At 62.8% G+C, this 21,519-nt stretch carries 20 protein-coding genes and 1 tRNA gene; 6 read left to right on the top strand and 15 right to left on the bottom strand.

Annotation, left to right across the window (positions count from 1 at the left end; translation table 11 throughout):
- Nucleotides 1–10: 10 nt before the first annotated feature.
- From IPF85_RS09415 to IPF85_RS09400, 4 genes are all read right to left on the bottom strand, one after another.
- Nucleotides 11–84 (bottom strand) — tRNA-Pro (locus IPF85_RS09415).
- Between the two features lie 170 nt (nucleotides 85–254).
- Complete coding sequence (nth, locus tag IPF85_RS09410) at nucleotides 255–911, bottom strand: endonuclease III (protein WP_343407827.1); 657 nt, start codon at nucleotides 909–911, stop codon at nucleotides 255–257.
- A gap of 155 nt (nucleotides 912–1,066) precedes the next feature.
- The gene (locus IPF85_RS09405) at nucleotides 1,067–1,798 is read right to left on the bottom strand and encodes an RNA methyltransferase (protein ID WP_343407826.1); all 732 of its coding nucleotides are present in this window, start codon (nucleotides 1,796–1,798) and stop codon (nucleotides 1,067–1,069) included.
- 18 nt (nucleotides 1,799–1,816) lie between these two features.
- Nucleotides 1,817–3,052: an aminotransferase class V-fold PLP-dependent enzyme gene (locus tag IPF85_RS09400; protein WP_343407825.1), complete on the bottom strand. Its 1,236-nt coding sequence runs from the start codon at nucleotides 3,050–3,052 to the stop codon at nucleotides 1,817–1,819.
- A 377-nt stretch (nucleotides 3,053–3,429) separates the two neighbouring features.
- Here IPF85_RS09400 and IPF85_RS09395 point away from each other — a divergent pair, with 377 nt between their 5' ends.
- On the top strand, nucleotides 3,430–4,545 hold the full coding sequence (locus IPF85_RS09395; RefSeq protein ID WP_343407824.1) for a glycosyltransferase: 1,116 nt from the start codon (nucleotides 3,430–3,432) through the stop codon (nucleotides 4,543–4,545).
- A gap of 16 nt (nucleotides 4,546–4,561) precedes the next feature.
- Here IPF85_RS09395 and IPF85_RS09390 read toward each other — a convergent pair whose 3' ends face one another.
- The 5 genes from IPF85_RS09390 to IPF85_RS09370 form a co-directional block, all read right to left on the bottom strand.
- Nucleotides 4,562–5,842, bottom strand: a complete 1,281-nt coding sequence (locus IPF85_RS09390) for a hypothetical protein (RefSeq protein WP_343407823.1) — start codon at nucleotides 5,840–5,842, stop codon at nucleotides 4,562–4,564.
- Between the two features lie 25 nt (nucleotides 5,843–5,867).
- Nucleotides 5,868–6,641 (bottom strand): hypothetical protein, encoded by a 774-nt coding sequence (locus tag IPF85_RS09385; protein ID WP_343407822.1) that lies wholly within the window; start codon nucleotides 6,639–6,641, stop codon nucleotides 5,868–5,870.
- Nucleotides 6,642–6,674: 33 nt separating this feature from the next.
- The gene (locus IPF85_RS09380; protein WP_343407821.1) at nucleotides 6,675–7,463 is read right to left on the bottom strand and encodes a hypothetical protein; all 789 of its coding nucleotides are present in this window, start codon (nucleotides 7,461–7,463) and stop codon (nucleotides 6,675–6,677) included.
- Between the two features lie 213 nt (nucleotides 7,464–7,676).
- Complete coding sequence (locus IPF85_RS09375; RefSeq protein WP_343407820.1) at nucleotides 7,677–8,513, bottom strand: vWA domain-containing protein; 837 nt, start codon at nucleotides 8,511–8,513, stop codon at nucleotides 7,677–7,679.
- Nucleotides 8,514–8,654: 141 nt separating this feature from the next.
- On the bottom strand, nucleotides 8,655–9,269 hold the full coding sequence (locus tag IPF85_RS09370) for a Uma2 family endonuclease (RefSeq protein WP_343407819.1): 615 nt from the start codon (nucleotides 9,267–9,269) through the stop codon (nucleotides 8,655–8,657).
- 159 nt (nucleotides 9,270–9,428) lie between these two features.
- On the opposite strand from IPF85_RS09370, the gene IPF85_RS09365 reads away from it, so the two are divergent.
- The gene (locus tag IPF85_RS09365) at nucleotides 9,429–9,749 is read left to right on the top strand and encodes a nucleotidyltransferase family protein (RefSeq protein WP_343407818.1); all 321 of its coding nucleotides are present in this window, start codon (nucleotides 9,429–9,431) and stop codon (nucleotides 9,747–9,749) included.
- The gene (locus IPF85_RS09360) at nucleotides 9,746–10,126 is read left to right on the top strand and encodes a DUF86 domain-containing protein (protein ID WP_343407817.1); all 381 of its coding nucleotides are present in this window, start codon (nucleotides 9,746–9,748) and stop codon (nucleotides 10,124–10,126) included. The genes IPF85_RS09365 and IPF85_RS09360 overlap by 4 nt, the downstream gene beginning before the upstream one ends.
- On the opposite strand, the gene rarD is transcribed toward IPF85_RS09360, so the two are convergent.
- Complete coding sequence (gene rarD / locus IPF85_RS09355; RefSeq protein ID WP_343407816.1) at nucleotides 10,110–10,985, bottom strand: EamA family transporter RarD; 876 nt, start codon at nucleotides 10,983–10,985, stop codon at nucleotides 10,110–10,112. The two genes, IPF85_RS09360 and rarD, sit on opposite strands and share 17 nt — an antisense overlap.
- Nucleotides 10,982–13,099 carry a molybdopterin oxidoreductase family protein gene (locus IPF85_RS09350; RefSeq protein WP_343407815.1) on the bottom strand — a complete coding sequence of 706 codons (2,118 nt, stop codon included), beginning with the start codon at nucleotides 13,097–13,099 and terminating at the stop codon, nucleotides 10,982–10,984. Before IPF85_RS09350 ends, rarD begins: the two co-directional genes overlap by 4 nt.
- A gap of 140 nt (nucleotides 13,100–13,239) precedes the next feature.
- Between IPF85_RS09350 and IPF85_RS09345 the strand changes: the two genes are divergently transcribed.
- Nucleotides 13,240–14,160, top strand: coding sequence for a CPBP family intramembrane glutamic endopeptidase (locus IPF85_RS09345; protein ID WP_343407814.1), 921 nt, complete (start codon nucleotides 13,240–13,242; stop codon nucleotides 14,158–14,160).
- 101 nt (nucleotides 14,161–14,261) lie between these two features.
- On the opposite strand, the gene IPF85_RS09340 is transcribed toward IPF85_RS09345, so the two are convergent.
- The 4 genes from IPF85_RS09340 to IPF85_RS09325 all read right to left on the bottom strand — a co-directional run bounded on the left by IPF85_RS09340 (nucleotide 14,262) and on the right by IPF85_RS09325 (nucleotide 19,335).
- Nucleotides 14,262–14,609 carry a DUF5615 family PIN-like protein gene (locus IPF85_RS09340; RefSeq protein WP_343407813.1) on the bottom strand — a complete coding sequence of 116 codons (348 nt, stop codon included), beginning with the start codon at nucleotides 14,607–14,609 and terminating at the stop codon, nucleotides 14,262–14,264.
- Nucleotides 14,609–14,857, bottom strand: coding sequence for a DUF433 domain-containing protein (locus IPF85_RS09335; protein ID WP_343407812.1), 249 nt, complete (start codon nucleotides 14,855–14,857; stop codon nucleotides 14,609–14,611). The genes IPF85_RS09340 and IPF85_RS09335 overlap by 1 nt, the downstream gene beginning before the upstream one ends.
- A 476-nt stretch (nucleotides 14,858–15,333) precedes the next feature.
- A complete protein-coding gene (locus IPF85_RS09330) occupies nucleotides 15,334–17,520 on the bottom strand; it encodes a serine carboxypeptidase (protein ID WP_343407811.1) in 2,187 nt (728 codons plus the stop codon).
- 243 nt (nucleotides 17,521–17,763) lie between these two features.
- A complete protein-coding gene (locus tag IPF85_RS09325) occupies nucleotides 17,764–19,335 on the bottom strand; it encodes a glycosyltransferase family 39 protein (protein ID WP_343407810.1) in 1,572 nt (523 codons plus the stop codon).
- Between the two features lie 228 nt (nucleotides 19,336–19,563).
- On the opposite strand from IPF85_RS09325, the gene IPF85_RS09320 reads away from it, so the two are divergent.
- Both IPF85_RS09320 and IPF85_RS09315 read left to right on the top strand, forming a co-directional pair.
- Nucleotides 19,564–20,244: a response regulator transcription factor gene (locus IPF85_RS09320; protein WP_343407809.1), complete on the top strand. Its 681-nt coding sequence runs from the start codon at nucleotides 19,564–19,566 to the stop codon at nucleotides 20,242–20,244.
- An 8-nt stretch (nucleotides 20,245–20,252) separates the two neighbouring features.
- Nucleotides 20,253–21,519, top strand: a 1,267-nt coding sequence (locus IPF85_RS09315; protein WP_343407808.1) for a HAMP domain-containing sensor histidine kinase, incomplete at its 3' end; no start/stop codon positions are given.

The raw sequence follows: 21,519 nt of genomic DNA, 5'->3' as shown, positions 1-21,519 counted from the left end.
TGTCATCAGGTCGGGGCGAGAGGATTTGAACCTCCGACCACTTGAACCCCATTCAAGTGCGCTACCGGTCTGCGCTACGCCCCGTTCGACCGCACAAATTATAACCGAGTCAGGTTGATTTGGCAAGAAGGCAACCTGCGACGGGCGCAACCAGCCGTAGGTCACGTCTCCGGCGTGACGACGCCCTCCGCCGCAGAACTTGCTTCTCTTGTCCAACGTTGTCCGGCCAGGAGGCCGGACCTACAGGAGCGGGGCTAACGGCTGCGCACGACGCCGACGCGCTCACACCAGGCGCTGAGCGGGCACTGGCTGCAGCGCGGGGAGGTGGGATGGCAGATGTTTTGGCCCAGCATCACCAAATGCCCGTTGATTTCGATCCAGTACGCGGGCGGCAGCTTGGCGCGCAGGGCAAATTCGGTCTGTTCCGGCGTCTTGGTTTGCACATAGCCCCAGCGGTTGCTGATGCGATGGACATGGGTGTCAACGCAGATGCCGGGCAAGCCATAGCCCATCGTCAACACCAGGTTGGCTACTTTGCGCCCCACGCCGGGTAGTTCGATCAGCTCTTCGATGGTCGCGGGCACGCGTCCGTCGTAGGTTTCGAGCAGGATGCGTGACACTTTGAGCACGTTCAGCGCCTTGACTTTGTAGAAGCCGACCGGGTAAATCGCCTGCTCGATGGCCTCGGCGCTGAGGGTCAACATGGCAACCGGTGTATCGGCCAGGGCAAACAGGCGTTCGCTGGCCGGACCGGTGGTGGTGTCCTGCGTGCGCAGGCTGAGCATGGTGGTGATGAGGATCTTGTAGGGGGTTTCGGCCCGCTGGGCCAGGGCGTCCACAATGGATAACCGCCAGGCGCCAACGGCCGCACGCAGGGCGATCATGATCGGGTGAATGTCGTTGTCTTGCATAAAGTACCTCTTGTCAGAGTCTGTGAAAATATCTCCGGGGTGCGTAACACCCCTGCGATGGCATACCGCATGTGGTAGTTTTCGAACACCAAGCCACTACAGGTTGTGGTCATGATGCCACCTCCGAACTGCCGCCAGGATATTTTCACAGACTCTCAGGTCAACCGGCGGGCGAATTTAAGCATCTCACGCGCGATGGCATGCAGCAGCCGCGCCTCAGCCGCGCTGGGCGCGGCGCGCTGAACCAGGTCGCGCAGCCGGCGCATCATGACCGGCGCCTGGCCGGGCTTGAGAAAGCCGATGGCCGTCAGCGCCTGCTGCCAGTCGGTGAACATGGTTACAAGCGCTGCAGCGTCGGCGGGCCGGGTCAGGGTCGGCGTCGGCGCCGGATCGTCAGCAGCCAGCCACAGTTCATAGCAAACGATCAGGACCGCCTGCGCCAGGTTGAGCGAGCGATAGTCCGGCGTGGTGGGGATAGTCAGCCGCACGTGGCAGCGGTCGAGCGCAGCGTTGGTCAATCCGGACGATTCAGGCCCGAAGACCAACGCCAGGCGCCCGGCCTGCATTTGGGCGACCCATATCGGCGCCAATTCACGCGGCGTGTGCGCGGCCGGCGCCTCTTCACGCGGTCGCGCGGTGGCGCCAACGACGTAGGTGGCATCGGCCAGCGCCTCGTCCAGTGTGCTGGTCACCTGCAGGCCGGCGATGATGGCCTGACTGCGGTGCGCCAGGTCATCCAGCCGCGCCGGGTCGAGCGCAGCCGCCGCGGGGTTGACCACGCGCAATTGGCGCAGGCCAAAATTCAACATGACGCGCAGCACCGCGCCCACATTGACCGCGTCCTGCGGCTCCACCAGCACGATGACGACCCGCTCAGGTGCAAGCACAGCAGTCCTCTCCTGGCCTCAGCCCGGTTTCACATACTGCGCCGGCAAGCCAACCGCCATTGGCGGCGCCTTGACGGCGGCCGGTCCCCGCGCCAGCCACGCCCGGATTTCCGCGGCCAGGCCCAGCAGTTCAGCGTTTGTGTTGAAAAAACCGGTTGAGGCGCGCAGGCCAAAGGGCGGGTGCGGGACCGTGCGAATGGTATAGCCGGCCTGCTCCACGGCCTCGACAAGGCCGGCCAATGCCTGCGGCGACCAGCCCTCCAGGTCAAAATTGACCAGTCCGGCCTGCTGCTGCGCAGGGGTGAGCAGCGTCACGCCGGGCAACGGCGCCAGCGCATCGCGCAGGGTCCGGGCATTGGCCGCGATGCTGCTGAAAATAGCGTCGAAGCCAACCTCGTCGCGCAGCCACTTGAGGCCGGCGGCCATGCCCCAGATGGTGGGTGGGTAGAAGGCGATGCTTTCGTAGCGGGCCGCGCCCGGCTGCGGCACGATCCAGCCGCGATGATTCTGCGCCAGAAAGGTGGAGTAACCGCCGAAAGCCGGCAGCAGATCATCGAAGCGGTCAGGATGCACGTAGAGCGCGCCGACGCCTTCCGGCCCGCACAGCCACTTCTGGCCGGAGCAGGCGTAGAAATCCACGCCCAGCGCGGTCACGTCCACGGGGATGGCGCCCAGGCTTTGGGTCGCGTCCACCAGCACCCACGCGCCGTGGCGGTGCGCCAGTTCGACGATCTCAGCCAGCGGGAAGACGGCGCCGCTGGAATAGCTGACATGCGAGAGCGCGACCAGGCGCGTGCGGCGGGTGAAGGCCCTGGACAGCGCGTCGAGCACGCGCTCGGCCTGGCCCAGACCCACCTCAGCGAAACGGACGGTGACGCCGGCTCGTTGGCGCAGCAGCGTCAACGGCACGGTGACGCCGGGGTGTTCCAGGGTGGTGGTAATCACCTCATCGCCCGCCTGCCAGTTCAGCCCCCAGAGGGCCAGATTGACGCCCTCGGTGGTGCTGTGCGTCAGCGCCACACTCGTGGGCGGCGCGTGCAGCAGCGCGGCGAAATCCTCGCGCAGGCGGATCTTGGTTTCAGAGAATACCTGCCAGGCCGTCGGAACGATGCGGCCTTCGTTCAGTTCCCGAGCGGCTGCCTCGGCCATCGCCACAGCAGCCGCCCGCGGCAGCGGCCCATTCGAGCCTGTGTTGAGATAGACGGCGCGTTGGACAGCAGGGAGTTCCTGACGAATTTGGTCCAGGGTGAGCATTGGGTTGTGGGTTTCTCCTTGGGTGTGAGATTTGAGATTTGAGATCGGAGATCAGAGATCGGAGATCAGAGATCGGAGATCAGAGATCGGAGATCGGAGATCGGAGATCAGTAAGGCGTATTGTACTTGAAATAAGGGGGATTGACAATCGCCTGCCCCCAATTCCCCAATTTGAAATGCACCCGATGTCATGGGGCGTCTTGACCGCGCGTCAGAACGCGGGTACACTTGGCTCCGCTGCGGCGGGGGTTGCAGCGCCGCAGCGGAGAAAGCCGCGACGTGGGTTTGAGCGGTTTGGGCGGTTTAGGCGGTTTAGGCGGTTTGGCGCGGTTTAGGCGGTTTAGGCGGTTTGGGCGGAAAGAAGGTGATCTACGGCAATGGATGTGGCTCTGGCCGGTCTCTCGGCCCTGTTTTGGCTGGGCGCGCTGTTGCAGCCCTGGTTCTCCTGGCTCCAGCGCGAAACCCTGGAGCGGGAAGCGCCCGTCCCACTCGATCCTTACAATCTGGAGGATGTAACCGTCGTCATCCCGGCGCGCAATGAAGCGGCGATCATTGGCCTCACCCTGGCCGCGCTGGCTGGCCAGGGTGAGGGTCTGCGCGTCATCCTGGTGGATGACCGCTCGGACGATGCCACCGCCGGCGTCGCTCGCCGCGTGCCCGGCCTCAACTTGACCATCGTACCGGGCGCGCCGTTGCCGGAAGGATGGGCCGGCAAGCTGTGGGCGTTGGACCAGGGGGTGCGTTGCGTGCAAACCCCGCTGACGCTGCTGCTCGACGCCGACATTGGCCTGGCCCCGGGTGTGATCGCCTCGCTGAAGCACTTGATGACCGACGGCGCGCGGAACTTCGTCTCGGTGATGGCCGAACTGCACATGCAGAGCTTCTGGGAGAGACTCCTCCTGCCGGCGTTCATCCTCTATTTCAAGAGCCTCTATCCATTTGCCCTGGCCAATGGCCCGACGAAGCGCGTGGCCGCCGCGGCCGGCGGCTGCATCTTGCTTGAAACGCGCCTTTTTGCCGACATTGGCGGGCTGCAGGTGATGCGCGGTGCGCTGATTGACGACTGCACCCTGGCCAGCCAGGTCAAGGCGCGCGGCGCGCGCACCTGGATCGGCCTTTCGCGACGCGTCACCTGCGTGCGGCCCTACCGGGGGCTATCGGAAATCTGGAACATGATCGCCCGCTCGGCCTATACCCAACTGGGCTACTCACCCCTTATCCTTGCCCTGCTCACCCTGGTCATGGCCCTTCTGTTCTGGATGCCGGTGATCGGCCTGATGATCCCCAATCCATCCACGCGCCTGCTGAGCCTGACCGCCTGGTTGGGAATGGTCGCCTTCCATTGGCCCACATGGCGATTCTATGGCTTGTCACCGTTATGGCCTCTGCTAACGCCCCTGATCGGTACGCTCTACCTGAGCATGACCTGGAGCTCCGCCCTGCGCTATTATCGCGGCGTGCGCAGCGAATGGAAAGGGCGCACTTACCGGTGAACTTGCACGCAGTGGCTCAGGTGCGCAGGAAGAGCAGGCGACGCATGAAGGTGACGAAGCGCAGGGTCTCGTAGGCCGTCAGTTCGTTGTTGACTTCCTGCAGGCGCTGCACGAGATCGGCGTGCCAGCGCTTTTCCTCATTGATTGCAGGCACAAACTTCTGCTCTTCCTGGGCATGGCGCTGCGCCTCGGCCAGACGTCCCTGCACGGCGTGCGCCAGGGGCTTGCGATGGCGCTTCTCGATGCGCTCATGGTCGCTGGCGCCTTGCTTTTGCAGCGGCGCGGCCTGGTCAGGCGGAAGTGCAACCGGCAGGGTGGGCGCAATGCGCGCCTCCACCTGACGCCGCCAGGCCACCAGTTCACGCGCCCGCTGGTCGCCGACGCGCGGCACCTGACGCACACGGTCGTAGTCCACATCGGCCGCGGTGATGATGCCGGCCTTCGTCAGGCGGTGTAGGGTCAACAGACCGATGCTCGGGATGGCTTCATCGGCCAGGCGCACCTGTGCCAGCGCGTCACGTCGCTTCTGCTGCTGCCAGCGTTGCAGTCGGCCGGCCAGGCGTGCTTGCAGTTCGTGGTCAACCGTCTGTAGTTCGGCCGCCTGGCGGGTGCGCAAGGTCGTTTCGGCCGTGGCCAGTCTGTGCGCGGCCGTTTGTGTACGCTTCGTCTCCCGCTCCCAGGCAGCCGTGAGTTTGTCCAGGCGCTTGGAGATCTGACGCTGCTCCCGCTGGTGGCGCGCGGCCAGGGTGAGCAGATCGGAACGCTCACGGAATTCGGGCAGGGTGACGTAGCGATAGGCCAGGAGAACGATCATCATCGCCAGGGTGGAGGTAAACCACAGCGCGGCCCATTCGACCACGATCAGGCCGAGAATCGCCAGGTAGACCAGGGCGCCGCTGGTCAGCAGTTGCAGCGCCATGCCCAGCCGTTCAGGCCACAGGCGGTCCGGCAGCCATTTCTTGGGCGACGGCCGGCTGAGTTTTGGCGCCTGCGGCTGACGGCTCACCGGATGACCGGCGATCCAACCGGCCGCGCCTGGTGCGGCGGCTGGCGGCCGCGCAGGCGCGGCCGCCAGCTGCGGGCTGACGGCGCTTGCCGCCCGACTGACCGGGGCAGTCTGCGCATGATCGTTGATCCAGGCCACGCGCGCCGCCGCGCGCGCCTCTTCCAGGGCACGCATGACCAACTGCCCATCCAGCGGCTGGACGTGGGTGGGCGGCACGCGTGCCAATTCGCTGATGAACGCAGCCAGGGGAGGCAGATCTGGCTTGGACGAGTCGCGCAGCGCCTTCAGCACAGGCGAGCGGCCAGGGGCGCGGAAGTCATCCGCATCGAAGAGCAGCTTCTCGTCGCCGCCGCGGAAACGCGACCAAAAGTTCTGGCTCCACGTTGAGCGCCAGCAAGGAGAGGTAGATCACCCAGGATGAGAAATGATCGAGCGAGTCGTCGAACTGCTGCTGGTTGCGCTGCGGGTGCTGGTAGTTGCGATGGCCGATCTCGTGACTGACCTGACCACGCAGGGCCGGCACGAACATGCCGTCGTAGTCAATCAGACGCAGTTCGCCGGCGGCCACCAGGATGTTGCCATGCTGCAAATCACCATGCGCAATGCCGTGCGCGTGCAGGGTCTGCACTAGCGCCAGCCATTGGTCCGCCAGGCGGGCGAGCGCGCCCGGTTGGCTGAGGTGGCCTTCGATGTAGTCATCGAGCGGTTCGCCGTCAATCCAGGCCATTTTGAGCAAGGGGTACGCCTTGCCCTTGACGCGCATGCCGGCAGGCTGAAAATCGAAGTCAACCATGTAGGGCAGGTTGGCGCGCTTGAGGTGCGCGGAGATGGCGCGATAGCGCGCCTCCTGGTCCTCGTGCAGGCGGGTGAAACATTTGACGCCCCACTGCTGCCCGTTGACGAAGACACGGTAAGCCTGCCCAAAGGCGCCGCTGCGCGGCCAGGGCATGCCGGGAATGCCGCGACCGGGCGGGTAGGTTTCCACCGTGCCTCTGCGCAGGTCCGGGTCGGCAAAGCAGGTGCGCGGGTTCTGCACCGCTTCGTCGTATTCGTTGGGCTGGGGGGCAGCCGGTGCGATGGGTGTGGGCATGGTTTGGTCAGGCAACCGCGTGCAAGACGCCCATCAGGCGTCTCCCGGTGTGCCCAGCAGGGTGATGCGCAACAACGTGGTGTCATCGTTGCGGATGTGGCGAGCGCGGCGCGTGTCGGCCAGCCAGGCGGCCGACGCGTCAGTGTCGCGGTCGGCCAATAACCCCTCAAGCGTGGCGGTCGGGTTGTCGCCGGCCGCGTGTGCAGCCAGGAACCAGGCGGCCAGGGCATCGGTCAGCAAAAAGAAGCGATCGCCAGGCTGCCAGGCGCCATGCGTGCGGTGCATCGCTCCGACCGCTTCGGCGTGAAAGCGCACCTGGCTGCCGATCAGCAGGGGGCGGCTGTTGAACGCCTCCGCGGTGGTCAGCGGAAAGGCGACGAGCAGGGTGTCGCCGCGCACATGCAGCAGGCAGCTATCGCCAACGGCCCAGGCTTGCCAGGTGTTCCCGCGGCGCCCCTCGGCCAGTTCCAGCCCCAAGAAGGCGCAAAAGGCGCCATCGCGCAGCTTCTCCTCGGCATACCAGGGCAGCGGTTTGGACGCGGCAGCCTGCCGCCAGGTTTGGTGCAGCACGGCCAGTTGCGTCAGCAGACGCTGACTGCGCACGAGCAGTCGTTTCTGCACGAACGCCTCGACCAGAAGACGCGCCCACAGCGCGGCGAACGAGCTTTCGGTCGCGCCATCGGCGATGGCCGCCCGCAAGCGGGTCACAGGGGTGACGGGCGCATCCAACGGAAACGCCGCATCCTCGTAGTCATTGGCGCTGTTCCCGGCCTTGGGCAGAGCCAGGTGATCAAGAAGCACCTGCACAGTGATTGACTCCATCAGAAGCCGGCTCCAGGTTCGTGTGGGGGCGAGCCTGGGCCGGCAGAGACGTTTCGTTATAGTAGCCTGTCGGAGAGAACCCCCAACGGGCCGGAATCGAGGCTTTAGCCGGTAAAATCACTGCGATTTCCAGCTAGAACCGGCTGAAGCCTTGACTCCAGGATGCTAGAACCGGCTGAAGCCTTGACTCCAGGATGCCCCTCCGACAGGCTGCTAGCGCAAGTTGCTGGGCCGGGTGCCGATGTCCAGGAAACGGATGAGCGCGACCATGTCCGCGTTGAAGACAAAGCCGCGCGTGTCGGCGGTCACCGGATAGCCTTCCTGCTGTGCAATTTCCTGCATGTACGACGGCAGTTCCGACGACATGGCGAACAGGCTGCGCGCGTAGTCGTCCGGCAGGCCGTCGGCGCCGGGCGGGAATTCCAGCGGGTTGGTGCGTTGCGATGAAATATGGATATTGAAGAGCAGCGTCTGCCCATCGTTGCTGGTCAGGGCCTTGAGCGCGTTGGCCGCGTCCGTGGGGTTGCCGTCGGTTGACTCGCCGTCGGTGATGTGGATGACGATGGGCGGGAAACAGTTCGGGTACTGCGTCAGCCAGCCTTCGATGATGGTCCGCGCCTGGGTCAGCGTCTGCACCATCGCCGTACCGCCCTGCGCCACCGGATCAAGCCAGATGGGGAATTTGACCGTTTGCTCGACGATGCCGCCTGCGCCGTCGTCCATCTTGCGCACGCGCTCTTCGATGCGCACCGGGTTGTTGGCGATTTCGCTGATCGGGATCATCTCGCGACCGGCGAGAGCGCCACCCAGGGCCGGGCCAACTCTGGCGCCGTAGCCGATGACGCCTACGTGATAATAGTCGCGCACGCCCTCGGACTTGGCGCATTTGATGACCAGGTTCTGCAGCAGGCGGTTGACCACATCGGCCACGCCGTCGGCCTTGCGCTTGCCGCCGGGGCCGCCGAACGGGTCGGCCATGGAGCCGGACTGGTCAATCAGGAACAGAAAACAGGATGGATTGCTGCGGCTAATCTCAGCCGTGTATGACATAGTAAGTTACTCCTTTTGTTAGCGAGGCGCCTGCAGGCGCAACTCAAACCCCTCGCCTACAGTACGCAAAACGAGCGCATTGGTTCCACGGTGCGGGCAGGAAGCGAAACGATCGTGTGGGAATGGCTTGCAGGCAGGCGTCTACTCCGCGTCGAAGAGCGCGTTCACATCTACTACCAGGCCAGTCAGGGTGGCTGAGGTGGCCGTGGCCCCGCGGCCAAAGCAGCCGTGTTCTCGATACGCGTCACCTTGCAGCGCCAGCACGGTCAGGGTTTCGCCGGTCGGGTCCACAATCCAGTATTCGGGAATGCGCGCCTGGGCGTATTCGAAGCGTTTGACCGACAGGTCGCGCAGAGGGTCGTCCTCGCTCAAGACTTGGACCACCAGGTCGGCGCCGGACCAGTAGGCCTGCTGGCGCCGGCGATCGGCCGCGTTGGCGATGAACATGATGTCAGGCTCGCGAATTTTGCCAGGCCACAGGCGCAGGCGAAAGGGCGCGATCACGGCATGGCCGCCAATCCGTCTTGCAAAGGCCTTGAGCAAGGCGGCCAGGAAGAACACGGAATCTTGGTGAGTCTCGTTAGGCATTGGCAGTACCTCCAGGCGTCCATGGGTGAACTCGACCAGGTGATTGGTGTCCAGTTGCAGGAATTCTTCTTCGCTCCAGGCCCCTTGGTCAGGGAAGAGCAATGCGATATCCCAGGCTGGTTCAGCCCAGGGATCTAGTCTCGCGGCCAGGCTCTTGGTGGCAATCATTGGCTTTCACTCCTTGGCATCTCACAGGCCGGCGATCCTGCGCCGGTTGCGCGTAAGTATAGCACAGCCTGCCCACCGACAACAATCGGGTGATTGTCCGTCGCCTATTATTGTCCTGCTGCAATTGACACCCCAGCCATTTCCCGTTAGAATTCCGCTATGATGGAAGGTATAAAAGGTATAAAAAGGTATAAGATGGAAGACATAATTACTACTCTTCGATCATTCAAGACGGTTATGATCGCTCGCTACAAACTACGCACGATTGGTTTGTTCGGTTCTTTTGCGCGCAACCAACAACATCCATCAAGTGACGTTGACTTGTTGGTTGATTTTCAGGATGGCGCTGATCTGTTCGATTTGGTCGGTTTGAGCCAGTTTCTGGAAGAACGCCTTCAGCGCCCTGTAGATGTTGTTCCTCGTCGCGCGCTCCGTGAGGAATTACGCGACGCTGTACTCCAAGAGGTAATCATCCTGTGAGAGATCTTCGCCTTTATCTGTGGGATATACTGCATGCAATTGACAGCATTGAGTCGTTTGTCGTGGATATGGATCTGCAAGCCTTTGAGGCCGACGACAGGACGTCTAGTGCGGTCCTGCGGAAATTCGAGATCATCGGCGAAGCCACAAAGCAGGTGCCTGATTCGATACGTCATTCATATCCCGATATCCCCTGGCGTGAAATGGCTGGAATGCGCGATAGGCTCATTCACTTCTACTTCGGTGTTGACTATGAGTTGGTCTGGGAGACTATCGAAAGACGCCTCCCACAAGTCAAGCAGCATATTCGGCAAATTCTGCAGGAACTTGAATCAGATCGCAATGGAGATCGGGCATCACTCACGGATTTCGACTGAGTTGATAGCTGTCCCAGGCGTAGATCACCAGCGCCAGCCAGATGAGGCTGAAGCCGATCACGCGGTGCGTGGTGAAGCGTTCTCCGTAGAGCAGCACGCCGATCAGGAACTGAAGCGTCGGCGCAATGTATTGCAGCACGCCCAGGCTGGTCAACGTGACTTGGCGCGCGCCGTGGGCGAAAAGCAAGAGCGGCACCGCGGTGACCACGCCTGAGAGCGCCAGCAAGATCGTGGTTGAAGCCGGGCCATGCGCGAAAACGGCTTGCCCGCTGCTCTGCAGAAACAGCGCGTAGGCCAGCGCGGGCAGGCAGAGCACGATCATCTCCACGGTCAGGCCGGGCAGCGACCCAAGCTGCGCCGTCTTGCGCAACAGGCCGTAGATGCCAAAGCTGAACGCCAGCGTGAGCGAAATCCAGAGCAGTCCGCTGGCGTTGAGGAGCAGATAGAGTACCCCGGCCGCGGCGATGCCGATCGCCAACCACTGCGCCCGCCGCAGGCGTTCGTGCAGGAAGAGCAGACCCAGCAGCACATTGACCAACGGCGTAATGAAGTAGCCCAGGCTGGCTTCCACGATGTGCCCGTTGTTGTTGGCCCAGATGTAGACGAGCCAGTTGATCGCCAGCAAGATGCCGGTGACCACGAACGTGCGCAGAATAGCCGGCCGGGCCTGACTCTGGCGCAGCCATTGCCACTGTTTTTGCACCGCCAACAGCGCCAGCACCACGACCAATGACCACAGGATGCGATGAATCAGAATCTCCAGGGGCGAGACGCTCTGCAGAAATTTCCAGTAGATGGGGAAGAAGCCCCAAAGAACATAGGCGCCGGCGGCGGCCAGCGTGCCACGGCTGATTTTCATGCGTGTTGATCTTCCATGCTTTGCTGCTCGGCGGGCGCAGGAACCTGGCGACTGTCCGACCGCACCCACACCCGGTTGCTGTGAAATGTACTCTGCCCGGCCATGTCACCCAGGGCATCGGACGTGGTCCAGTTGACGTTGTGTCCGTCTCCCTGCCGCGACCAACGGCCCTTGGGCGAGACGACCACGCCGGGGCGCACGGCACCAGTGACCACGGCGCGCAGGGTGCAGCGGCCGCGCCGATTCTCCACGATCACCCTGTCGCCCTGCGCAATCTGCCGGGCCGCGGCGTCCAGGGGATGAATTTCCAGGAAGGGCGATTTTTCCAGCGCCAACAGGCTCTCCAGGTTGGCCAGGCTGCTGCTGACAAAGTGATGCGCGGCGCCTGAGACCAGTTGCAGCGCATCCGCTTCGGCGCAGCCATCCGGCGCGGGCGCGGTGTCATCGTCATGGACAAAACCGGGCAGCGGATCGAGGCCCAGGTCGGCCAGGCTTTGGCTGAAAAGCTCCACCTTGCCGCTCGGCGTTGGGAAGTTCAGATCGGCGAATGGCGCTGCCGGCGAAAGCGTCAGGGGCAGGGGCCGTCCCTCTTGCAGCCGCGCCAGGGTGATGCCGTGCAGGGCCGGCAGCCGGTTGGCCGTGGCGGTCAGAACCTCTTCAATCACCTCATCGGCGCCTTGCTGCAGCCAGGGATCGTCGAGGCCCAACGCCTGCGCCAGCAGGCGCATCACGTCCCAGTTGCTCTTGCTCTCGCCCAGGGGCGGAATGGCCGGCCTGTTGTATTGCAGATAGGTATGCCCATACGCCTTGTGCAGGTCGGTGTGCTCCAGTTGCGATGTGGCCGGCAGCACGATGTCGGCGTAGGCAGCAGTGTCGGTCATGAACAGCTCGTGTACGACGGTGAACAGGTCAGACCGCTGCAGGCCGGCCACGATGGCGCCCGCGTTGGGTGCGCTGGCAGCCGGGTTGGCGCCGTACACATAGAGCGAGCGGATGGGTGGATCGTTGATCTCGCCCAGCAGAGCCGCGCCCAGCCGGTTCATGTTGACGCTGCGCGGCGCGGGCGGGCAGTCCGCGGCGTGAGAAACCGCCTCGCTGTCCCAGCGCAGATAGCCGCTGGTGCTGTAGGCCAGGCCGCCGCCGGCCGCGCCGTACTGCCCGGTGATGGCAGGCAGCGCGCAGACGGCGCGCACGGTCTGCCCGCCGTTGCGGTGACGGTTGAGACCATCGGCGATCTTGATCAGCCCTGGGCGCACGCTGGCGTAGCGCCGGGCCAGGTCAACGATGGCGCTCTCCGCCAGGCCGGTGACTTGCGCCACCCGCGCCGGCTGGTAATCGGCCAGGCGCGCCTTGAACTGCGGCCAACCGACCGTATTTGCCTGCAACCAGGCCTCGTCATGGCGGTTCTCCTGCACAATGATGTGCGCCAGGCCCAACGCCAGCGCGCCATCCGTACCGGGAAGGGGCGCCAGGTGCAGACTGGCGCCGTGTGCGCTGAGGGTGCGCCGCGGATCAATGACGATCGTCTCCGCGCCGGCGCGCTGGGCGCGGCGCAGGGCCGGCATGAAATGCGGCGCAGTGCTGGCTGGGTTGTGACCCCAGAGGATGATGAGACGACTCTGAGCCACATCTTCATACGCGGGGCTGTGGCGGGCGCCCAGGGTGGATTCGACGGCGAACTCCGCGGCCGCGCCGCAAATGCTGCGCTGTAAATGGCTGGCGCCCAGGCGATTCCAGAGGCGGGCGTTGCACACGGTCATCTGCACCAGGCCCAGGGTGCCGCTGTACGAATAGGGGAGGATGGCCGCCGCGCCTGACTCGACGCGGATGGCCTGCCAGCGCGCCGCAATCTCCGCGATGGCCTCATCCCAGGTGATGCGCGCCCATTGCCCGCCCCCCTTCGGCCCCACGCGGCGCAGCGGATGGGTCAGGCGGTCGGGATGATAAACGCGCTCCAGGTAGGGGCGCACCTTCGCACACAGCCAGCCCTGCGTGACGGGATGGTTTGGATCGGCGTAGAAGTTGACGGCCCGGCCGTTCTCGACTTCGCTGATGATGCCGCAGGTATCGGGGCAGTCGTGCGGGCAAGCGCCGTGGATCAGATCACTGGACATGCAGACTCCTCTTCGACGGTACAGATCACTTCTGCCATCTCTTCACACCGCGATTATACTACAGCCGCGGACAACGGTATAATAAATATGGACGCCCGGTCTGCGAGGCGATCCAGGGCACATGACAGAGGTGATAACGGATGAACAATGGTTTGGATGTCAAGCGCTTAGGTATTTTCCTGGCTTTGGCTTTTGGCCTCGCCTGGATCATCGGTCTGGTCATTTTCCTCACGGGCGGCCTGGTCAACAGCCCGGTGTTGGTTCCACAATTGCAGTTGACCCTGGCGGTTGTTCTGCTGGCGGTGGGTTACATGTGGGCGCCGGCGCTGGCGCACGTGTTGACGCGACTGCTCACGCGTGAAGGCTGGCAGGATACGTGGCTGCGACCGCATTTCAAGCGGGGCTGGCGCTACTGGCTGGCGGCCTGGGTCGTGCCGGCGCTGGCGACAATCGTGGGCGCAGCGGTCTTTTTTGCCCTCCTGCCGCGCTACTTCGACCCGGATCTCACCATGCTGCGCGGCATGTTGGCGCAGAACGCGCAGACGGCCACGATGAATCCGTGGCTGATCGTGGCTGCGCAACTGGGCAGCGCGGTGCTGATTGCGCCCCTGCTCAATGGACTGTTTACCTTTGGCGAAGAATTTGGCTGGCGAGGCTATCTGCTGCCGAAGCTGCTGCCGTTGGGTGAACGACGGGCGATGCTGGTCTCAGGCGTGATCTGGGGCGTATGGCACTGGCCGGTCATCGCCATGGGACACAACTACGGCTTTGGCTATCCGGGCGCGCCCTGGACCGGAATGCTGCTGATGGTATGGTTCACCGTCGTCACCGGTGTCTTCCTGGCCTGGGCGACGCTGCGGGCCGGCAGTGTCTGGCCGGCGGTCATCGGGCATGCGGCCATCAACGGCATCAGCGCGTTGGGCGTCCTCCTCGTGCAGGGCAACCCCAGTTCACTGCTCGGCCCGTTGCCCGTTGGCCTGCTCGGCAGCCTGGGCTGGGCCGCGGTCGCTGGGTGGATTTTGTGGCGTCACGCTGGCCGCCGCCAGGCGCCGATGGATTAGCGGGTGCAGCGACCTCAGACGTCAATTTCGGACAAGCTTTGGCTCTTCGATCCAGGCAGGCTTCGATCCAGGCAGGCTTCGATCCAGGTAGGCTTCAAAGCTCACGCGCTAAACCGAACATTTCTCTCTGTTGCGACCACAAACCGGTCAGGCAGCCTCTCTGAATAGACTTCGAGTAATCGTCGTAGGACATCAATCTTGACAGCTGCCCGCTCGTTATCAAGTCGTAGTAAGACCACGCCCCTGTGAGGGCGGCGTTCGCGGTAAACTTGTTCTCCAAAGTCCTTATCATTCGTGATGAGAATCCAGTTCTCTGTAAATGCCTTATGGATAATGCGATCATCGTTCATTCCGGACGCTTCTTCGTACACGGAATAGACCGTATGCTTCTGTGCTCGCAGCCATTCAGCTACTGCTGGTCCCGTGCATTCATCCACCAAAAAACGCACTATGCCATCTCCACAGTAAGCGGCATGAAGATGGTGCTTTCAAGTGCACGGGTGGCAAAGAGGATGCAGGCTCGAATATCCTCCTGCGTGAGTCCTTTGTATTCTTTGAGAATCTCTGCCGATGTGGCGTCGTGCGCCAGCAGATTCAGAATATACTCGACGGTGAGGCGCGTCCCTTTGATAACAGGCTTTCCCACCATGACCTTGGAGTTGATCGTAATTCGCTCAAGAAGTTGTTGATCGCTCATGATTCGCCTCCCACGCGCATCATACACCCAACAGGCAATTTGGCAAAGTTTCGATAATCTGGCTCTTGAACTTTGCTGTGACGAAAGGTTGTTCTGGCCTGTTGCCGCGCCCTGCCGTGAGCAGCATGGTCTGGCGCGCGAGGTGTCCGAATTCAGGGAAGCAGTGCAGCCTTCACTGGCATCGTGGGCGACTCTCAGGCCGCTTTCAATATCGGCTGTAATTGCATAATTTCACGGCGCGGACGCTTCTTGGCCAAATCATGATTGGCTTGGAGATTTGTCCAAAACTCTGGGGTGGTGCCAAAGGCCTGTGCAAAAAGCCAAGCTGTTTCCGGTGTGATGCCACGCTTGCCATTGACAATAATGTAACATCGTCCACTCTGTTGGCCGGAGATCAGAGATCAGAGACTGGAGACCCACACACTTCCCCCACCCCTGATCTCCAATCTCCAATCTCCGGTCTCCAATCTCTCCCCCTACTTCCTCCCCCGCCCCGCCAGCATCAGCCCGCCGATGACTCCGGCGACAGCTGCCAACGGCCCCCACTGCTTGAGCGAGTTCTGCTTGGTCTTGACGCCCTTGGACATGCGTGGAATTTTCTCCAGCTTGGCGCCGGCTTCTTTCTGCATGGCCTTGAACTCTGCGGGATGGGCACGCCAGTAATCGGCCTGCACACGCTTCTGCGCCACTTCTTCTTCGGTGACGAATTTGCCGTGCGAACGCAGACCGCCCAACTGGTAGCCGTGCTTCTTGAACAGCCGGTAGATTTCCTTCACGCGCTCCATCGTGATGTTGCGCCCCAGCGTGTAGTCCTCGAAGCGCCCTTCCATGGCCAGCAGTGAAGTTTCCGCCAGGCAGGCGTAGACCGTCTTGGGCGGCAGGCCGATGTCGTAGGTGATGTTGATGTCGCCCGGAATGAGCACCTCGCCCGATTCGATCACCAGCACGTCGGGGCGCAGCGCGGCTTCCTGCTCACTGATGTCGGGCGGGCGAGCCACGTCGCAGATCACCGCGCCGGGTTTGCACTTGGTGATGTCCACAATGCGCTGGCCGAAAGCCGAAGTGGCGGTGATGATCAGATCGCAGTCAGCCACCAGGTCGCCGGCCCGGGTCGAAATCGTCACCTGCGCGCCGGGCGTCTCCTCCTCGATCATGCGCTTGAATTCGATCAATCGCTCCGGCTCGATCGAAACCAACACCACGTCCTTGATGGCTTGCGCAATCAAGCGCGCACAGACCGAGCCGATGGAGCCGGTGCCACCGATGACCATCGCCTTCCCCTTGGTCAGGTCCGTCGCGCCCATCTTGATGACGGCCTGCTTGGCCGCTTCCAGCGTCGCTGAGACGGTCAGGCTGTTGCCGCTGGTAATGGCAATGTCACACTGATGTGCAGTGGTAATGCCGGCATCGCCAATCACCGAGGTGAAGGCGCCCAGGCCCATGATGCGCGCACCGAAGCGCTCGGCCATCTTGGCCGACTGCACCAATTTCTTGTAGGTAAAATTCTCGTCCCTGCTCATCATCTCGCGCGGCGTGCTGCCGAGCGAAATCAGATAACCCTCGATCTTCTGCCCGGTGGCGGGAGACTGCCCGCCGGTGATCTTGCCCACGTACATGGGTGGAACCAGGGCCGCAATCGGCTCCACGATCTCATCGGGCAGGTGTTTCGTCCAGCGGAAGCGATCGTGCTTGTGAATGAAGCCAATGTTGAGTGGATGGATGACGAAGGCAAACTTATTGAGGCCCATCTCCTCCGGCTGCAAGTAACGGACGCCCGGCGTCCATTGCAGATCGGCCATCAGGTCAAGATACGTGTCCTCGTTCAGCGGCGCGTCAGGGTTGCGCCTGGCGGCCACCAGGCAACATTCGAACACCGTGGCCGACCAGGGGCTTAACGCCCCCCTTTCGACCAGCGCCGGAATCATCGTCACCACGATGCTGGCCCCGCGGCGCTTCAGATCTTCGACATCTTCTGCGGTGGCCGATTCCACCACGATCGTCTTGCGCTTCAGGTCCTCTGGCGCGTAGCGGCGAATCGTACCGATGTCGCCGGCCAGCAGATCGGCCCATTCGAACGGCGCCTTGCTGCGCTCCACGCCGGGATGACCGGCTTCGGGCAGCAGACGACGGAAGGGTGCGTCCTGTAACTGCTCCAGGGTGGGAGCGGCCGCTTGTTCCAGCATCCACTTGGCGCCGACGCCAGGGATGTCGGGTAGGGCAAAGAAAATCTCCGGATCAGCAAAGCGCATCTGTTCGCTACGCCGGCCGAGAGATTGTGATAGCCCGGCATGGTTCAAGCCCGGCACCATCAAGATACGCTTTCCGGCAAAAATACCGGGCTGCGCACGGTCGGCTAAAATGACACCCCACCGCTCGATGCCGGCGCGAATACCGCTGCCGTCCACGACCGGCGTCTGCGTGGTGATCCCGCTCAGGCGTGTGCCCACGGAATGTTCGCGGCGTGCCGGGCCAAGCTCCAACCAATGAGGCATGCCTTCCAGGCCGATCACATCCACGGTGCCATCAACCTGGTTCATCAAGGCTTCGGCCTTGTCGGGGTCGCCGTGGCAGCCGATACGGCGGATTTCCATCGGCTGGCCCAAGAACTCGACGGTGGTTGTGCTTTCGCCGTCGTTGATGTGAATGACAACTATTTTCTTCATCGCTCAGTCCTCCCATGCGTCAACGCACGGATCTTGATCTGCCCGGCCTCCCGGCTGCCGCATCTACGGCACATGGCCGATGGCGCGGGCTATCCCTTGCTCGAATTAGGTCGGGGACACTGTGCCACAGTATGCCAGACCCGCGCCAATCGTACACTGATACAGGTCATAAGACGCGCGTTTGGGTTTGACAGGGACACAACGTTTCCCAGCCGGCGTGGGGCTTGCAAGGGCAGGGATGCTTCAATGAGCCATGATCCGGTAAATGCGGACTTCGTAGCCACCATCGGTAAAGATCTTGATTGGCTCAAAGGCTTGGAAGAGAGCATCATACTCCGCGATCTGCGCGGCGTATTTCTCCGGCTCGCGGTAAAACCGTTTGAACATCCCTTCACTGAACACCAGGTAGTCGAACTTCTCGTTGATGTACCAGGCTGGTGGATATAGGATGAGCCGGTAGACTCCCAGCACGGTGAAGCGTTGGGGGTCCACGTAGGGTGCGTACGACTCCAGGACAACGCGCGCGCCGGGCGGAAGGTTCTGCGCAATCCAGACGCGCGCGGTTTCACGGCTGTCAACCGTGGTCAGGCGGTTCGCGCCCTGAATGGTTCCCGTCAAGGGGATGAGGAGGGTCAACGCCAGCAGCAAGCCCGCGACGCCCCTGGCCCAGGGCGGGCGCGTGCCAGGCAGGACGATGTCCGGGCCAGGCTCACGCCGGTACAGCCAGTCCCAGGCGTGAACCAGGAAGAGGGCCGCCAGCAGAAACAGGAAGGGCGTCAACGGCACGAGGGTGCGGTCGTTCCGCACCATAAAATTGCTGATGAACACAAAATAGGCGACAGGGAAAGCTGCCACCACGATCACGGGTTTGGTTCGCATCCACAGCCCGCGCGCCAGGGCGGCCAGTGCAAACAGTGCCGTCAATCCCTCTGCTTGCCACAGGTAAGTGACGTACCACAGGGCCGCGTTCCCTTCGCCGCCAGCATGGCCCGTCGCGTAGTGGCGCGCTTCCAGGCTCAAGTCGGCCATGAATTTCGCAGGGTCGAAGATGGCAAACGGGGTGGCGAATGTAAAGGCCAGGGCACTGGCCGCGATGGCCAGGTAGAGGCGTCTATCCCGCCAGCCACGCCAACCGGCGCGTAGAAAGTGGGTTGCCACGATGCATACCAGGATCAACGCACCGTTGTATTTGGTTGCAGCAGTCAACCCCGCCATCACGCCGGCCAGCACGTAATCCCGTGTGCGGCCGCGCTGATAAACCCGGACCGCGGCCCACAGGCTGAACACGGCAAAGAAAACCACGAAGGTATCCGGCGTAATGTAGCGGCTATGCGTCACATTCGTTGGCGAAATGGCGAGCAGGAGAGCGGCCAGCAGGCCGACGCGCCGACTACCAAACAACTGACGCCCAACCAGGTAAACGAGCAGCACCGCGCCGGTCCCAAAAGCCAGGGTCAGCAGGCGACCCAACCAGAAGGTAGCCGCCAGCGGGGTCATGCCAGCACCGCCCACCAGGAGGATCGGGGCGGGGATGTCGGCCGGCGTTTGGAATACGCCGAGCACTCTGCCCACCGCATAGAAGGGCAAATACGCCAGGGAGTTGAGATAGAAAAACAGGGTCGGGTAGTTGAAGAAGTGCGGATTGAGGTCGCCCGTCTTGACCATGTTCTGGGCGATGGCGACATAGCCCGGCTCATCGGGATGATAAAGATAGGGGAGGCCGAAGTTGATCCCCCAGAGGCGCAGCGCAACGGCGATCAGTAGAATGGCGGCCAGCGCTGGCCCCGCGCCGGCCAAACGGTAACGAGTGAGCATGGTGCAACATCATAGCACAGGAATCATAGCACGGGAAATGGGAAGGGATAAAATCTCTCAGCATCTTCACAGCATCGGCTTAACCGCGCCTCAGACGGATTGTGCTATACTGCAAGCGGGCACGAATTGCGCCTGTTTCCGTAGGCGGAAAAGTGAAGTCCATTCCCGCTTGCAGTGTATAATTTGAGCAACAATACCGGACTGTTTGGACCGCAGGTAGAATACGACATGGCAACCGTACTCATTGTAGATGATGATCCCAAACTGCTGAAGATGCTGCAACGCACGCTGGCCTATGAAGGTTTCCGTGTCCTCAGCGCCGGTGATGGCCGCGCCGCGCTGACTGTGCTGCAGGCGCAGCGCCCGGATGTGGTGGTGCTCGACTGGCTCATGCCCGGCCTCGATGGCCTGGGTGTACTCGAACATCTGCGCGCGGCCGGTGACAAGACCCTGGTATTGATGCTGACCGCGCGCGATGCCGTGGAGCAGCGCGTGGAAGGGCTGGAGAGCGGCGCCGACGATTACCTGGTCAAGCCGTTTGCACCGGCCGAACTGTTGGCACGCCTGCACGCCCTGTTGCGCCGTCCCGCGGTGACCGCCAGGGACGAAATGCTCGTCTACGCCGATCTATCACTCAACCCCATGACCCGTGAAACGCAGCGGCAGGCGCGTGCGTTTGGTCTGACCTCGAAAGAGTATGACCTGCTGCACTTCCTCATGCGCCATCCCCGCCAGGTGTTGACCCGCGAACAGATCTTGCAGGAGGTCTGGGGCTATGATTTCGGCGGCGAGGACAACGTCCTGGAGGTGTACATCGGCTATTTGCGTAAGAAGTTGGAGGCCGGCGGCGAATCGCGCCTGATTCAGACGGTGCGCGGCGTGGGCTACGTTTTGCGCGAGGAGTCGTGAGGCGCACGATGTCTATCCGACTGCGGCTAACCCTTTTCTACAGCGCGATTCTGGCCTTGACCCTGGTCGCGTTCAGTATCACCCTCTACATCATCCAAACGCGGGCGACATACGGCAGCATCGCGACCAACCTGATACGTCAGGTTGATTTTTATGCCCGGCGCGATGAGCACCCTACTGGGCCACCGCCTGGCGATACCACGGCGCCTGATCAAACGCTGTCGCCCCAAGCGCCGGCAGAGACTCTGCCCGGCGGCACCCTCCCAGGCCGTTGGACGCAAACGCGCAGCATCACCGGCACGATAACCGGACAAACGCTTGACCTGAGCGGCGTCAACCTGCCCCTGAGCGACGCCGGCCTGCAAAGTGTGCAGGCCGGCTCAGGCTGGTTCGAGACGGCGCAGGTGCAGGATGAGCCGCTGCTCATCTACAGCACGCTTGTCGCCACGCGCGCGGACGTGATCGAGATTGTGCAGGTGGCCTTTCCGGTGACCCAACCGCAACAGACCCTCAATACCCTGCGCTTGATTCTGGTGGCCGGCAGCAGCCTGGCCATCCTGGCGGCTTTTGCCCTGGGCTGGGTGTTGGCCGGGACCGCATTGCGTCCCATCCAGCGCCTTACCCGCACCGCCCAGGTCATCGGAACCGAGCGCAACTTCAGCCGCCGGGTGGAGCACCGCGGGCCGGCCGACGAGGTTGGTCAACTGGCGACCACCTTCAACGACATGCTGGGTGAACTGGAGTCAGGCTACCGACAGCTTGAAGACGCGCTGCAGTCGCAGCGCCGCTTTGTGGCCGATGCTTCGCATGAACTGCGCACGCCGCTGACAACCGTGCGCGGCAACATCGAACTGCTGCGACGCGATCCGCCCATCGAAGCCGCGGAGCGCAGCGAAGTCCTGACCGATACCAACGACGAAGTAGATCGCCTCATTCGCCTGGTCAACCAGCTGCTGGCGCTGGCGCGGGCGGATGCCGGCAAGGCCCTGCGCGATGAAGCCGTCCCACTGAAGTCCCTGCTGGCAGAAGTTTGCCGCCGGGCCAGGCTGATGGCGCCGCAGCACACCATCGTGTGCGAGCCGCCGCCTGACCTGGACGTGCAGGGCAATCGAGATGCCCTCACGCAGGTGCTGCTGATCCTGGTTGACAATGCGCACGTCCACACCGCGCCCGGCACCGCCATTACCATCGCGGCCGGGCTGATCGCCGATCGCGCGGAGATCAACGTGCGTGACACGGGACCCGGCATTCTGCCCGACATACTTCCGCCATCTT

It is taken from the genome of Candidatus Amarolinea dominans (assembly GCF_016704685.1).
In the GTDB taxonomy this organism is placed as follows: domain Bacteria; phylum Chloroflexota; class Anaerolineae; order SSC4; family Amarolineaceae; genus Amarolinea; species Amarolinea dominans.
Note: the sequence above shows the minus strand (reverse complement) of the source record. Positions and strands in the feature narration are given on the sequence as shown.